13 protein-coding genes are annotated in these 12,586 nt (G+C 64.5%); 6 read left to right on the forward strand and 7 right to left on the reverse strand.

All coding sequences use genetic code 11. The features are described from left to right. Positions 1 to 211 precede the first annotated feature (211 nt). On the forward strand, positions 212 to 610 hold the full coding sequence (locus U1E69_RS02285) for a GFA family protein (RefSeq protein ID WP_322242442.1): 399 nt from the start codon (positions 212 to 214) through the stop codon (positions 608 to 610). A gap of 109 nt (positions 611 to 719) precedes the next feature. On the opposite strand, the gene U1E69_RS02290 is transcribed toward U1E69_RS02285, so the two are convergent. From U1E69_RS02290 to U1E69_RS02300, 3 genes are all read right to left on the reverse strand, one after another. Then, positions 720 to 3,002: a DUF1989 domain-containing protein gene (locus tag U1E69_RS02290; protein ID WP_322242444.1), complete on the reverse strand. Its 2,283-nt coding sequence runs from the start codon at positions 3,000 to 3,002 to the stop codon at positions 720 to 722. A gap of 104 nt (positions 3,003 to 3,106) precedes the next feature. Further along, positions 3,107 to 4,468 carry an NAD(P)/FAD-dependent oxidoreductase gene (locus U1E69_RS02295; protein WP_322242445.1) on the reverse strand — a complete coding sequence of 454 codons (1,362 nt, stop codon included), beginning with the start codon at positions 4,466 to 4,468 and terminating at the stop codon, positions 3,107 to 3,109. 182 nt (positions 4,469 to 4,650) lie between these two features. Beyond that, a complete protein-coding gene (locus tag U1E69_RS02300; protein ID WP_322242448.1) occupies positions 4,651 to 5,064 on the reverse strand; it encodes a universal stress protein in 414 nt (137 codons plus the stop codon). 110 nt (positions 5,065 to 5,174) lie between these two features. Here U1E69_RS02300 and U1E69_RS02305 point away from each other — a divergent pair, with 110 nt between their 5' ends. Continuing rightward, a complete protein-coding gene (locus tag U1E69_RS02305; protein WP_322242451.1) occupies positions 5,175 to 5,537 on the forward strand; it encodes a cupin domain-containing protein in 363 nt (120 codons plus the stop codon). A gap of 241 nt (positions 5,538 to 5,778) precedes the next feature. Here U1E69_RS02305 and glnT read toward each other — a convergent pair whose 3' ends face one another. From glnT to U1E69_RS02325, 4 genes are read right to left on the reverse strand one after another with little or no spacing between them, the layout of a single operon-like run. Beyond that, the gene (glnT, locus tag U1E69_RS02310; protein WP_322242454.1) at positions 5,779 to 7,086 is read right to left on the reverse strand and encodes a type III glutamate--ammonia ligase; all 1,308 of its coding nucleotides are present in this window, start codon (positions 7,084 to 7,086) and stop codon (positions 5,779 to 5,781) included. A 51-nt stretch (positions 7,087 to 7,137) separates the two neighbouring features. After that, positions 7,138 to 8,466 (reverse strand): FMN-binding glutamate synthase family protein, encoded by a 1,329-nt coding sequence (locus tag U1E69_RS02315; RefSeq protein WP_322242456.1) that lies wholly within the window; start codon positions 8,464 to 8,466, stop codon positions 7,138 to 7,140. A 10-nt stretch (positions 8,467 to 8,476) separates the two neighbouring features. After that, positions 8,477 to 9,166 carry a GXGXG domain-containing protein gene (locus tag U1E69_RS02320; protein WP_322242459.1) on the reverse strand — a complete coding sequence of 230 codons (690 nt, stop codon included), beginning with the start codon at positions 9,164 to 9,166 and terminating at the stop codon, positions 8,477 to 8,479. Positions 9,167 to 9,170: 4 nt separating this feature from the next. Beyond that, the gene (locus U1E69_RS02325; RefSeq protein ID WP_322242461.1) at positions 9,171 to 10,067 is read right to left on the reverse strand and encodes a glutamine amidotransferase family protein; all 897 of its coding nucleotides are present in this window, start codon (positions 10,065 to 10,067) and stop codon (positions 9,171 to 9,173) included. Between the two features lie 264 nt (positions 10,068 to 10,331). Here U1E69_RS02325 and U1E69_RS02330 point away from each other — a divergent pair, with 264 nt between their 5' ends. Genes U1E69_RS02330 through U1E69_RS02345 form a run of 4 tightly spaced genes read left to right on the forward strand, consistent with a single transcriptional unit; the run spans position 10,332 to position 12,582 of the window. Beyond that, entirely contained in the window at positions 10,332 to 10,589 is a 258-nt protein-coding gene (locus tag U1E69_RS02330) for a hypothetical protein (RefSeq protein ID WP_322242463.1), read from the forward strand. Between the two features lie 2 nt (positions 10,590 to 10,591). Continuing rightward, on the forward strand, positions 10,592 to 10,969 hold the full coding sequence (locus U1E69_RS02335; protein WP_322242465.1) for a hypothetical protein: 378 nt from the start codon (positions 10,592 to 10,594) through the stop codon (positions 10,967 to 10,969). A gap of 6 nt (positions 10,970 to 10,975) precedes the next feature. Continuing rightward, complete coding sequence (locus U1E69_RS02340; RefSeq protein ID WP_322242466.1) at positions 10,976 to 11,146, forward strand: hypothetical protein; 171 nt, start codon at positions 10,976 to 10,978, stop codon at positions 11,144 to 11,146. Continuing rightward, entirely contained in the window at positions 11,146 to 12,582 is a 1,437-nt protein-coding gene (locus tag U1E69_RS02345; RefSeq protein ID WP_322242469.1) for an APC family permease, read from the forward strand. Before U1E69_RS02340 ends, U1E69_RS02345 begins: the two co-directional genes overlap by 1 nt. The last annotated feature ends 4 nt before the right edge of the window (positions 12,583 to 12,586 follow it).

The following is a 12,586-nucleotide window of genomic DNA, read 5'->3' on the forward strand; positions in this document are numbered from 1 at the left end:
GCTGGCGGTGCCGCTCGTTCAGTACCGAATTCCTCTGCATTCCCGGATCTCCTTGTCGTGGGCGTCGCCGCGCTGCGCGGTCGATCTGGGACTGATTCTGTTGTCCGGGGGAGGTCGGGACAATTCTCAAGAGGGGTTACCCCCTAGGTGGTATGTGCGCGGGGGCGCCTGCTGCGTACGCTGCGCGCATCACGAACAGGGGAGGCGAGCGATGGCGAAGGGCGGTGGAGGTGAAGGTGCGTGTCTGTGCGGTGCCGTGCGCTACAGCGTGCGCGGAGCACTGAGCGCACCGGTGGCGTGTCATTGCAGCCAGTGCGCGCGCACCAGCGGCCACCATGCGGTGATGGCGAGCTGCGCCGACGCCGACCTCGAAATCATGGCCGGCGACCCGCTGCGCTGGTACGCCTCGTCGGCCTCCGTGAAGCGCGGCTTCTGCGCCCACTGCGGCGGCAACCTGTTCTGGAAGGACGCCGCATCCGACGTCACTTATGTGACTGCCGGTACGCTGGACCGCCCGACCGGCCTGAAGCTGTCGGCCCACATCTTCGCCGGCTCGCGCGCCGACTACTACGACATCGACGACGACCTGCCGCGCAGCGACGCCTGGTAGGTCCGAACGGTCACCGCGCCTGCGGAGGCGCCGCGGATTTCCATCGCGGGAATGAAAAAGGCGCGGAACGGCTTTCGCCGCTCCGCGCCCTGCTGCCGGCGTACTGCGATCAGGCGCGCACGCGAGCCTTGGTCGGGTCGTAGTGCGAGGTTTTCACCTGGGTGGCCTTGATGCGCTTCTGGTGACCGTCCAGCTTGCCGATCTCCACCGTGGCACCCAGCTCGACCGCCGACACGTCCAGCCGCGCCAGCGCGATGGTCTTGCCGAGGATGGGCGAGCGCGTGGTGCTGGTGATCTGGCCGATCTGCGCGCGACCGTTGAAGATCGGGTCGCCGTGCGCCACCAGTTCGGTGCCTTCGATGTCCAGTCCGACCATGACGCGCGCCGGGTGGGCCTTGCGCCGCTCCAGCGCGGCCTTGCCAACGTAGTCATCCTCCTTGTCGGCGGCCACTGCGAAACCGATGCCGGCTTCGAACGGGTCGGTCTGATCGCAGAAGTCGTACTCGGCGAAGATGAGCGCCGCTTCGATGCGCAGCATGTCGAGCGCGGCCAGGCCCATCGGCGCGATGCCGTGCGGTTCGCCGGCCTTCGCGATGGCGTCCCACACCTGAACCGCGTGCTTCGGGTGGCACCAGACTTCGTAGCCCAATTCGCCGGTGTAACCCGTGCGCGACACGACGACCGGCAGGCCGTCGATCTTGCCGACGGTCATGCGGAACCACTTCAGTTCGTCCATCGACGCATTGCCCGGCGGCGTGACGACGATTTCGCGCAGGATGTCGCGCGACTTCGGGCCCTGCACCGACAGGTTGTGCAGTTGGTCGGTGGATGACTTCACCCACACGCGCAGGTTGTGCTTGGCCGCCAGTTCGCGCAGCCACACGCCGCAGTAGTCGTCGCCGCACACCAGACGGAAATTGTTCTGGCACAGGCGGAACACGGTGCCGTCGTCGATCATGCCGCCGTGCTCGTAGCAGAGCGCGGTGTAGACGATCTGGCCGACCGCCAGCTTGCGGATGTTGCGCGTGGTGGCCAGCTGCAGCAGCTGTTCGGCGTCGGGGCCGGTGATTTCGAACTTGCGTAGTGCGGACAGATCGATCATCACCGCGCGTTCGCGGCAGGCCCAGTATTCGTCGATCGGGCCGTTGGACGAGAACGAGTCCTGCAGCCAGAAGCCGCGGTACTCGACCATGCGGCGGGTGAGCGCGGAGGTGCGGGCGTGGAAGCCGGTTTCGCGCGTGAGCTTGGGGGCGGCGTCGGGCGTCATGCGGTGTGCGATCCCTTTGGAGAAGTTGTTCGAGGCGTCATAGACCCGCACGTGGATATCCGTCGGGTTCCAGCCGTTGGCCGGGTCGATGTCGTCGGTGCAGGACGAGGAGGCGCAGACCAGGTCGGTCATCGCGCGCAGCAACACGTAGTCGCCGGCGCGCGACCACGGCTCGTCCAGGCTGATGCTGTCGTCGTGATTGACGATGGTGTTGTAGAAGAAGTTGATCGCCGGCCAACCGGCGCGGCGGGCGACACCGTGCGGTTCGAGCGCGTTGTTGAAGTTGTCGCTGCAGTTGGCGTGACCGGGGTAACCCATGTCGTCGTAGTACTTCGCGCTGCACGCCAGCATGAAGGTGTCGTGGCGGCCGACGGTGTCGCGGATCACCTCGACCAGCGGCACCTGGCGCTCGTCGTAGTACTTGTTCAGCAGGCCGGGGCCGGGGCTGGCCGAACCCATCAGCGTGCGCGTGGTGGTCGGGTCGAGGTCGTATTCCTGGCCCTGCGCCAGCGCGGCGGCGTCGAAGGCGAGGAAGTCGGAGCACTGGCGGCCGTCGACGTCGATCACCTGTATGTAGTCGCCGGCCTTCACGCGGTAGGCCTGGGCGGTGCCGGCGCCGATGCGCAGGTCGAGCACCGGCGGTGCCAGCGGCGGCGGCGCGATGCCGGCCACCGGTTCGGCGCACTCGATGTCGGCGATCAGTTCGGTTGGCGCGTTCTGCGCGTCCGGTTGCATGTCCTCGCCCGGCGCGTGCAGCGCGCAGCGCACGGCGCCCGGTGCGGTGATGACGCGCTGGCCGCCGGGCAGCCCGTCGCTGCCGAACACTTCGGCACAGACCAGGCTCCAGCCGGCCGGCGCACCGCTGAGCAGCGCGCGGGCAAAGGCCGGCACATCGGCCGGCGTGGTGACGAGCAGGCCGGGCAGCATGGCCGTGGCGATGCCGGCCGGGCCGGCGACGTAGAGCAGGCCCTGCTGCAGGCCTTCGGGGTCGGTCAGCGTGAGGCGGTCGCCGGCGGCGAGGTCGAAGGACACCGCCGCGCCGCCAGGAGCGACGTGACGGACGTGGCGCGCACGCGTTCGCGCGGCAGTCGCCGGATTCAGCGAAGGTTCGACGATCGTGTTCATGTCATGGAAGCACCCGCGACCCGACGTGCCCGGTGGTGGCCGGGCAGGTCGGGTCGCATCAGGGTTGGTCGGTCACGGGTGTGTCACCCGTGGGCCCCGGGCCGTCAGGCCTGCTCGGTCGAGGCCGGCTCGTTCAGGTAGGCCTCGAGCGAGTCGTCCAGTGCCTCCAGCCACGAGGTGTGGTGCGGCGTGGCCATGGTGCCGGTCATCAGCGAGCGGTAGCACTTGTTGCGATAGCCCATGATGTCTTCGTACTTGTCCTTCTTCCATTCGAGGAAGGTCTGGTTGACCTCGGGAATCGGGAAGCTCGGGTAGTCGGTGGCGTCGATCAGGTGCTGGATGTACTTGCCCTGGAATTCGAACATCTGCTGGGCGTCTTCCAGCGTCAGTTCCTCTTCGCGCCACTTCATGTCCTCGGCGTGCATCTCTTCGTACGACGGCACCGGCAGGCGGCCGAGGATGACGTCGCGCGCGTACCAGGCCTGGGCGTCGAACATGTTGAAGCTGTACCACTGGTCCTGCATGCCGAGGTACATCAGCTGCGGGTTGTCCTCCCACATGATGCCCTTGTACAGATTGAGCGGCCACAGACGGTTGTCGGTCTTCAGGCGCAGTTCCTCCGCCAGGAAGGGGAAGTGGTGCTTGTAGCCGGTGCACAGGATGACGGCGTCGATGTGCTTGCTGGTGCCGTCGGCGAAGTGGGCGGTCTTGCCTTCCACGCGCAGCAGCTGCGGCTTCTCTTCCCAGTTGTCGGGCCACTTGTAGCCCATCGGGTTGGTGCGGTAGCAGCTGGTGATCGAACGGGCGCCGTACTTGTAGCACTGCGAGCCGATGTCTTCCGCCGAGTAGCTGGCGCCGACGATGAGCACGTCCTTGCCCTTGAATTCGAGCGCGTCACGGAAGTCGTGCGCGTGCAGCACGCGGCCGCCGAAGGTTTCGAAGCCGGGGAAGTAGGGCACGTTCGGGGTCGAGAAGTGGCCGCTGGCGACGACCACGTAGTCGAACTCTTCCGAGTAGGTCACGTCCTGGTCGTAGTTGTGCACGGTGACGGTGAACTTCTTCGTCTTGTCGTCGAAGGTGACGTTGCGGGCGGCGGTGTTGAAGCGGATGTACTTGCGCACGCCGGCCTTCTCGACACGGCCCTTGATGTAGTCCCACAGCACTTCACGCGGAGGGTAGGAACCCATCGGGCGACCGAAGTGTTCGTCGAAGGTGTAGTCAGCGAACTCCAGACACTCCTTCGGGCCGTTCGACCAGAGATAGCGGTACATGCTGCCGTGCACCGGCTCGCCGTGCTCGTCCAGGCCGGTGCGCCAGGTGTAGTTCCACAAGCCACCCCAGTTCGACTGCTTCTCGAAACAGACGACCTCGGGGATATCCTCGCCCTTCGCCTTGGCCGACTGGAACGCGCGCAGCTGCGCAAGGCCCGACGGGCCGGCTCCAATGACGGCAACTCTCTTCTTCATGGTCAACCTCCGGATGGTGAGTCTTTTTTCACGCGTCGGGCGCGCTGGTTTTTCGCAAGCCTAGGGGCATTGTTGCGCCTGTGTCAAATCTTCTTCCTGACGGTAAACAGAACCGCCCCCGGAACCACGTGATCCCGGGGGCGTCGTTACAACTTCTGCATGAAAGTTAAGCGCAAGCCGCGCTAGCGGGCAATGGTCACCGTGCAGTGCGCACGCGTCGCGACTTCGCTTGCCACCGACCCAAGGACCAGCCGCTGCAATCCGCGCTTGTCGCCGGTGCCCATGACGATGTGGGTATAGCCGTTCTGCTCGGCATAGGCGATGATCGCGGGGGCGGCCTCACGCGCGACGACCTCGACCGTGCCGACATCGGCCGCGCCTTCGCTTTTGGCCAGCGCCTCGGCATCGGCCATCAGCTTCTGCACCTCGTCCGCCTTCCAGTGGCTGATGGTCGGCCCCCGCGCGCCGCCGTGGGCGATGTTGACCACGCAGATCGTCAGATGAGCACCGGTAGACTTGGCAACCTCTGCTGCCTGAATGACCCCGATGGTGGCGTGATCGCTTCCGTCGGTGGGGCAAAGAATCTTGGCTGACATGGTGTCCATTCCCTTCACAGTTGGCTGGACACCACCAACCATCAAACGGCACAATCGGCCTTGACCTGCGTCAAGAAATTTCACCCGCAGGCAAGTAATCGGAGCCCGCCATGCAGCCCATCGACCCCAAGGATCGCCGGATCGCCAACATCCACGACGCCCGGTTCACCCCCTTCGTCTACCCGGACGGCGTGGCCCTCGGCGATTCCGTGCTGCAGCTGGACGACAGCCAGCCCCCGGGCGTGGGCTTTCACGTCTACCGGATGCCCCCCGGCATGACGACGCGCGGCCACCGCCACAACGGGCACGAACAGTTCCTGATCCTGGAAGGCGAGCTGCACGAAAGCGACGGCACCATCCTGCGCGCCGGGGACATGGTCTTCTACCGCGACGGGACCGAGCACAACTCCCACACGCCCACCGGCTGCCTATTGGCCGTCCACATCGCGGGGCCGGAAACGCCGGTGGACTAAGGCACTGCCCTGTCCAACCGCGTCCCCTCTCCCCAGCGGGGGAGAGGGTCAGGGTGAGGGGGAGTGACCTTGGACATGAGAAAAACCCCGGATCGCTCCGGGGTGAGTTGGGGGGTTCAGGTCAGGTAAAGTTATCGGCTCCGGGCCGGACGCCCACGCCAACGGCTAAGACACCGTGGATGTTTGCAGCCAAGCCCTTAGTCTTGTTGGCTTGGCCGCAACTCTCCAACGTCGACACAAATCAGATGTCCAGCGTGTTTTGCGTCTCCCAGGCCGAGAAATGCGAACAGTAGTCGTTCCATTCCTTGTGTTTCAGCTTCAGGAAGGCCGACGAGAACTCGTCCCCCATCATCGACTTCAGGGTCTTGTCCTTGTCGTACTCCCGCAGCGCGTCCAGCAGGTTCAAGGGCAGCTTCGGCGCGTTCTTCACCGTGTGCCCCATCTGATACATGTCGATATCATGCCGCTTGCCGGGGTCCGCCTTCGTGCGCACCCCGTCGATGCCCGCAGCCAGAATGACCGCCTGCATCAGATAGGGGTTCGCCGCCCCATCGGGCAGGCGCAGTTCAAACCGCCCCGGTCCCGGCACGCGGACCATGTGGGTCCGGTTGTTGCCCGTCCAGGTCACCGTATTCGGCGCCCAGGTCGCGCCCGAGGACGTCCGCGGCGCATTGATCCGCTTGTAGCTGTTCACCGTCGGATTGCAGATCGCCGCCAAAGCCGAGGCGTGCTTCATGATCCCGCCCAGGAAGTTGCGCCCCTGCTCGGACAGCCCCAACTCCTTCGATTTGTCGGCGAAGACGTTGGTCTTGCCATCCAGCGACCAGACCGAGATGTGGGCATGGCAGCCCGACCCGGTCAGCCCCTTGAACGGCTTCGGCATGAAGGTGCAGCGCAGGCCGTGCTTTTCGGCGACCGACTTCATCATGAACTTGAAGAAGCTGTGCTTGTCGGCGGTCTGCAGGACGTCGTCGTACTTCCAGTTCATCTCGAACTGGCCGGTCGCGTCCTCGTGGTCGTTCTGGTAGGCCTCCCAGCCCAGTTCCAGCATGTAGTCGCAGACCTCGGCGATGCAGTCATACTGGCGCATGACGGCCTGCTGGTCGTAGCAGGGCTTCTCGGCCGTGTCGTAGGGGTCAGCGATCCTGTCGCCCTCGGGGGTCAGCAGGAAGAATTCGGGCTCGACCCCGGTCTTGACCCGCAGGCCGTCCTTCGCCGCCTCGTCGATCAGGCGGCGCAGCACGTTGCGGGGGGCCTGCGCCAGCGGCTTTTCTTCCATGACGCAGTTCGAGGCAACCCAGGCCACCTCTTTCTTCCAGGGCAGCTGGATCGCCGCCTCGGGGTCGGGGACCGCCATCATGTCCGGGTGTGCCGGAGTGAGGTCAAGCCAGGTCGCGAACCCCGCGAAACCGGCCCCATCCACTGCCATGTCGTTGATCGCCTGCGTCGGCACCAGTTTCGCACGCTGCCCACCGAAAAGGTCGGTGTAGGAAACCATGAAATACTTGACGCCTTTTTCCTTTGCCCACTTGGCAAGGTCTTTAGCCATCACTGTAACTCCCTAGGTCTTTTCTTGTGTGTTTAAGGGGAAACGGCGGCCTTACCAGCCGCCGTTCCGCCCCGGTATCCAGTTGGTGCCTGCCAGGGGAACGCCCGCCATCGCTGCCGCCTCGATGGTCAGCGAGACCAGGTCCTCGGGCTCAAGGTTGTGCAGGTGGTTCTTGCCACAGGCGCGCGCAATGGTCTGCGCCTCCAGCGTCATCACCTTGAGATAGTTCTTCAGGCGGCGGCCGCCGAGGACAGGATCGAACCGCTTGGACAGCTCCGGGTCCTGCGTGGTGATCCCGGCCGGGTCGCGGCCTTCGTGCCAGTCGTCATAGGCGTCGGCGGTGGTGCCAAGCTTCTGGTATTCCTCTTCCCACTTCGGGTCGTTGTCGCCCAGCGCGATCAGCGCCGCCGTCCCGATGGCCACCGCATCCGCGCCCAGGGCCATCGCCTTGGCCACGTCCGCGCCCGACCGGATGCCGCCCGAGACGATCAGCTGCACCTTGCGGTGCATCCCCAGGTCCTGCAGCGCCTTCACGGCTTGCGGGATACAGGCCAGGATCGGCATGCCGACATGTTCGATGAACACGTCCTGCGTCGCCGCCGTGCCACCCTGCATGCCGTCCAGCACGACGACATCCGCGCCCGCCTTCACGGCCAAAGCGGTGTCGTAGTAGGGGCGAGCGCCGCCGACCTTGACGTAGATCGGCTTTTCCCAATCGGTGATCTCGCGCAGTTCCATGATCTTGATTTCAAGGTCATCGGGGCCGGTCCAGTCGGGGTGCCGGCAAGCACTGCGCTGGTCGATCCCCTTGGGCAGGTTGCGCATGTTCGCCACGCGGTCGCTGATCTTTTGCCCCAGCAGCATCCCGCCGCCACCCGGCTTTGCGCCCTGGCCGACGACGACTTCGATGGCGTCGGCACGGCGGAGGTCGTCGGGGTTCATCCCATAGCGGCTGGGAAGGTACTGATAGACCAGCGTCTTGGAATGCCCGCGCTCTTCCTCGGTCATCCCGCCGTCGCCGGTGGTGGTCGAGGTGCCAGCCTCGGACGCGCCACGGCCCAGAGCCTCTTTGGCCGGACCGGACAGCGCGCCGAAACTCATCCCGGCTATGGTCACCGGAATATCCAGGTGGATCGGCTTCTTGGCAAAACGGGTGCCCAACCACACATCGGTCGCGCATTTCTCGCGGTAGCCTTCCAGCGGGTAGCGGCTGATCGAGGCGCCAAGGAACAGAAGGTCATCGAAGTGCGGCAAGTGCCGTTTGGTGCCACCGCCTCGGATGTCATAGATGCCGGTTGCTGCAGCGCGCCGGATCTCGGCGTTCACGGCGGGGGTGAAAGTGGCCGAATAGCGCGGCGGGGTGCGGGGAAAGTCGCTCATTCAGACTGCCTCAGTACGACGACGCGTTGTCGATGTTGAAATTGTACAGCTTGCGGGCGCTGCCATAACGCTTGAACTCTTCCGGCTTGGCCTTGCCGTCCGCCTCACCGCGTTTCAGAAGGTCGGCGAGGAGCGCGATATGTTCGGGCCGCATCTCTTTCTCGATGCAGTCAGCGCCCAGCGACTTCACCGATCCGCGCACGAACAGGCGCGCTTCGTAGAGCGAGTCGCCCAGCGCATCCCCGGCATCCCCCAGCACCACCAGGTTCCCCGACTGCGCCATGAAGGCCGACATGTGGCCGATGCTTCCGTGGACGACGATGTCGATTCCCTTCATCGACACACCGCACCGCGACGACGCATTGCCCTTGATCACCAAGAGGCCGCCGCGACCCGTGGCCCCGGCATACTGGCTGGCGTTGCCGTCGATGATGACAGTGCCCGACATCATGTTCTCGGCCACGCCCGGGCCAGCCGAGCCCTTGATGCGGATCGTCGCCTGCTTGTTCATGCCCGCGCAGTAGTATCCGGTGGACCCGCGCACGGTGATGTCGACAGGGGCATCCACCCCGGCGGCGATGGCATGGGCGCCCTTGGGATTGATGACCTCCCAGGCGGTCATGTTGGTTTGGCCGCGCAGCGCGTGAAGCGAGGAGTTCAGGGCGCGCAGGCCCTCTTTCCCCAGGTCGAAGGTCTGCATTCTCTCAACGCTCCCAGAAGTACACAGTGGCGGGTTCCGGCTCCCAGACGCGGGCCGTCTCGATGCCCGGCAGGTTGACCAGCGCCCGGTATTCCGACCCGAAGGCCACGTATTCGTCGGTCTCGGCCATCACGGCGGGCTTGCAGGCAATGGGGTCGCGGACGACCCCGAAGCCGTTCTTGGTGCCGACGACAAAGGTGTAGAAGCCGTCCAGATCCTCCAGCCCGGATTCCAGCGCGGTGCCCAGATCCTCGCCTTCCTTCAGCTTCTGGCTGACATAGGCGGCGGCGACTTCGGTGTCGTTCTGGGTCTCGAAGGTCATGCCCTTGCGGATCAGCTCGCGCCGCAGCCCGTTGTGGTTGGACAGGCTGCCATTGTGCACCAGGCACTGGTCCGGGCCGGTCGAGAACGGGTGCGCGCCCATCGTCGTCACGGCGGATTCGGTCGCCATGCGAGTGTGGCCGATACCGTGGGTGCCCTTCATCCGGGCGACGTCGAAGCGGGCGGCCACGTCCTTGGGCAGACCGACTTCCTTGAAGATCTCGATGCTGTCGCCCGCGCTCATCACCTTCACGCCGGGGCGCAGGTGCGACAGGGCCGACCGGGCGGCGTCCATCTGGTCCAGCGGAACCTCGACAACGGCATGGGTCGACTTGATCAGCATCGTCACCGGCTGGCCGATGGCGTCATGCAGCTCGCCGTCCAGGTTCTTGAAATCCTTGTCCGGGGTCGCCGACTGGATGGTGATCTTGCCCAGACCGTCCTTCGCCCCGCCATAGATCGCGATGCCGGCCGAGTCGGGGCCGCGGTCGGTCATGGTGATCAGCATGTCCGTCAGCATGGCCCCCAGTTGCGGTTCCAGCTTCGGGTCCTTGAGGAAAAGTCCAACGATGCCGCACATGGATTCGTCTCCTTCACGTGATTGGCATGACGCTAGCATCACCATTTGCCCTGTCAACTGGTAAGAAACAAATTTCACCTGTCGGGAAAAACACTGCTTAACGAACAGGCATCTGCAGTTTTTCTTGACAGAATGTCGCAGGTGGCTTTCCCTGTGGAAAACAAATTTGCCGTGCAGGGAAAGACGTCGGGGACCGCGTCGCACGGACCACACAAGAGTCCAAGGGAGGAAACTGTGGGAGACCTTAATCAACGGATTGAGGCGATGCACCGACGTGACGTGCTGGTGGCATGGGCGTTCGTGATTGGCCTCTGGTGCGCCGTGATCTTTGTGGCCACCGCGACCTGGGACCTTGCGCCGAATGGGACGGCGCGGGTGTTGCTGATGATCGCCGGAGCCGTCGTGCTGATCTTCAACACCGCCGCGATCCTGGCGATGCTGCGCCATTATCGTGAGGACCGCGACTTCATGTACGGCCTCGACATCAAGTTCCTTGACGAAGCCCGCGGCAGAAAGGGCTGATGATGGCACATTATCAACCCCCCAAGCAGGGCAAGGCCAGCCAGTTGTTCGACGTCGTCGTGCTGGTCGTCCTGACGGTCGGTGCGCTGTTCGTCCCGCTGTGGATGGGCATGGCCGGCGCTGCCAAATCCGTGTCGACCCCGGTCGCGAACCCGACATGGGAGGCCCTGGGCCAGAACGAAGCGCAGTCCGCCAAGTATGAAGCACTCGGCTACACGCCCGAGACGGCGCATGACCTGATCCTTGCGCGCTTTGACTACAGCTTTTCGGTCACGGCGCTGCTGACGATGATCGCGGTCATCCTCCTGTACTACTTCCTGATCCTGCGGTTTTCCGAAGTGGAATACCGCGAGGTCATTTCAGAAAAATTCGGGGAGTAAGCTGAAATGGACCTGTGGAACTGGCTTGAATACGGCGCCTGGGGGCTTTCGGCCGCCTTTGGCCTGCACATGGCTGTCGACTGGCTGAAGACCGACAGCACATTCTCCGAAGATGTCCTCACCTCTTCTCGCGAAGGCGAGCTTGAGGCGATGGCCGAAGAACACAAGGTGCATTGATGGCTGACGTAGACATCACCTCGACCACGATGGACGGCATGGGACCGCATGGCACCAAGGTCGGCCTCTTGCGCGTCCTTGGCCCGGCTCACGTCTGGGCGCTTGGCGTCGGCATCGTTCTGGTCGGCGAATACATGGGCTGGAACTTCGCCGTCGGCAAAGGCGGCGCCTATGCCGCGCTGATCGCCTGCTGGTTCGCGGGCATCCTCTATTCCTGCGTCGCCATGATTGACTCGGAGGTGACATCGACCGTCGCCTCGGCGGGCGGGCAGTACACCCAGGCCAAGCATATCATCGGGCCGCTTATGGCCTTCAACGTCGGCCTCTACCTTGTCTTCGCCTACACGATGCTGGAAGCGGCCAATGCGATCACCGCAGGCTACCTCTTTTCCGTCGTCGCCTCGATGACCGGACACGAGGCGGCTCTGGACCAGCGGCCGTTCATCATCCTGGTCATCATGTTCCTGGCCTGGCTGAACTATCGCGGGGTTCTTGCGACCCTGACCTTCAACCTGGTGATCACCGCCATCGCCTTCATGGCGATTCTCGTGCTGTTCATCTCGACCACCGGTCTGGTCGGCAGCGGGATCATGGAGCACGCGGCCCTCTTCGAAGGTCACGAGCTGCCTTATGGCTGGATCGGGGTCCTTGCGGCGATGCACTTCGGGCTCTGGTACTACCTGGGCATCGAGGGCACCACGCAGGCGGCCGAGGAAGTCCGCTCGCCCGCCCGCGCGCTCCCCTTCGGGACGCTGGCCGGGATCATGACGCTGCTTATTGCCGCCACGCTGACCTGGTACATGTGTTCCGGCGTCCTGCCGTGGGAGTTCCTGGGCGACGGGGTGAACGGCTCGGTTGCGCCCTTGTTCGACACGGCGCGGCTGTCGGGGTCCACTGCATTGGTCTGGCTTCTGGGCTTTGGCACCCTTTTCGCGACCCTGGCCAGCGCCAACGGCTGCATCAACGACGCCAGCCGCGCCTGGTTTGCCATGGGCCGGGACAAGTACCTGCCCGGCTGGTTCGGCGCGGTCCACCCGAAGTATCGCACACCCTACCGGTCGATTGTCTTCCTCGTCCCCATCGCGCTGATCTTCGCCCTTGGTGCGCCCTTGGACCAGGTGATCACCTTCTCGATCCTTTCGGGCCTTCTGGGCTATACGTTCATGCCGCTCAACATCATCCTCTTCCGGCGCAAGTGGCCCTTGGAGACGATCAAGCGCGGCTATGAACACCCGTTCCATCCGGTCCCCGCGATCACGCTGCTGACCCTGTGCGCCGTCACCTTCTTCGCGGTGTTCCTGGGCTACGGCACCCAGCTTGTCGCGATGATCGGCTTCTACATCGTGGTGTCGCTGTGGTTCCACTTCTGGCGCTACCGTTTCGTGAACCGGGGGGCGCAGTTCACCATGCCCTGGCCGAAACCGCGCGGCTATTAAGGTT

The sequence above is a fragment of the Tabrizicola sp. genome (assembly GCF_034366665.1).
Classification (GTDB): domain Bacteria; phylum Pseudomonadota; class Alphaproteobacteria; order Rhodobacterales; family Rhodobacteraceae; genus Tabrizicola.

Excerpts from the sequence above, each read along its gene's own strand:
- U1E69_RS02285 (WP_322242442.1), top strand. The coding sequence starts at position 212 with ATGGCGAAGGGCGGTGGAGGTGAAGGTGCGTGTCTGTGCGGTGCCGTG.
- U1E69_RS02290 (WP_322242444.1), bottom strand. The coding sequence starts at position 3,002 with ATGAACACGATCGTCGAACCTTCGCTGAATCCGGCGACTGCCGCGCGA.
- U1E69_RS02295 (WP_322242445.1), bottom strand. The coding sequence starts at position 4,468 with ATGAAGAAGAGAGTTGCCGTCATTGGAGCCGGCCCGTCGGGCCTTGCG.
- U1E69_RS02300 (WP_322242448.1), bottom strand. The coding sequence starts at position 5,064 with ATGTCAGCCAAGATTCTTTGCCCCACCGACGGAAGCGATCACGCCACC.
- U1E69_RS02305 (WP_322242451.1), top strand. The coding sequence starts at position 5,175 with ATGCAGCCCATCGACCCCAAGGATCGCCGGATCGCCAACATCCACGAC.
- glnT (WP_322242454.1), bottom strand. The coding sequence starts at position 7,086 with ATGGCTAAAGACCTTGCCAAGTGGGCAAAGGAAAAAGGCGTCAAGTAT.
- U1E69_RS02315 (WP_322242456.1), bottom strand. The coding sequence starts at position 8,466 with ATGAGCGACTTTCCCCGCACCCCGCCGCGCTATTCGGCCACTTTCACC.
- U1E69_RS02320 (WP_322242459.1), bottom strand. The coding sequence starts at position 9,166 with ATGCAGACCTTCGACCTGGGGAAAGAGGGCCTGCGCGCCCTGAACTCC.
- U1E69_RS02325 (WP_322242461.1), bottom strand. The coding sequence starts at position 10,067 with ATGTGCGGCATCGTTGGACTTTTCCTCAAGGACCCGAAGCTGGAACCG.
- U1E69_RS02330 (WP_322242463.1), top strand. The coding sequence starts at position 10,332 with ATGCACCGACGTGACGTGCTGGTGGCATGGGCGTTCGTGATTGGCCTC.
- U1E69_RS02335 (WP_322242465.1), top strand. The coding sequence starts at position 10,592 with ATGGCACATTATCAACCCCCCAAGCAGGGCAAGGCCAGCCAGTTGTTC.
- U1E69_RS02340 (WP_322242466.1), top strand. The coding sequence starts at position 10,976 with ATGGACCTGTGGAACTGGCTTGAATACGGCGCCTGGGGGCTTTCGGCC.
- U1E69_RS02345 (WP_322242469.1), top strand. The coding sequence starts at position 11,146 with ATGGCTGACGTAGACATCACCTCGACCACGATGGACGGCATGGGACCG.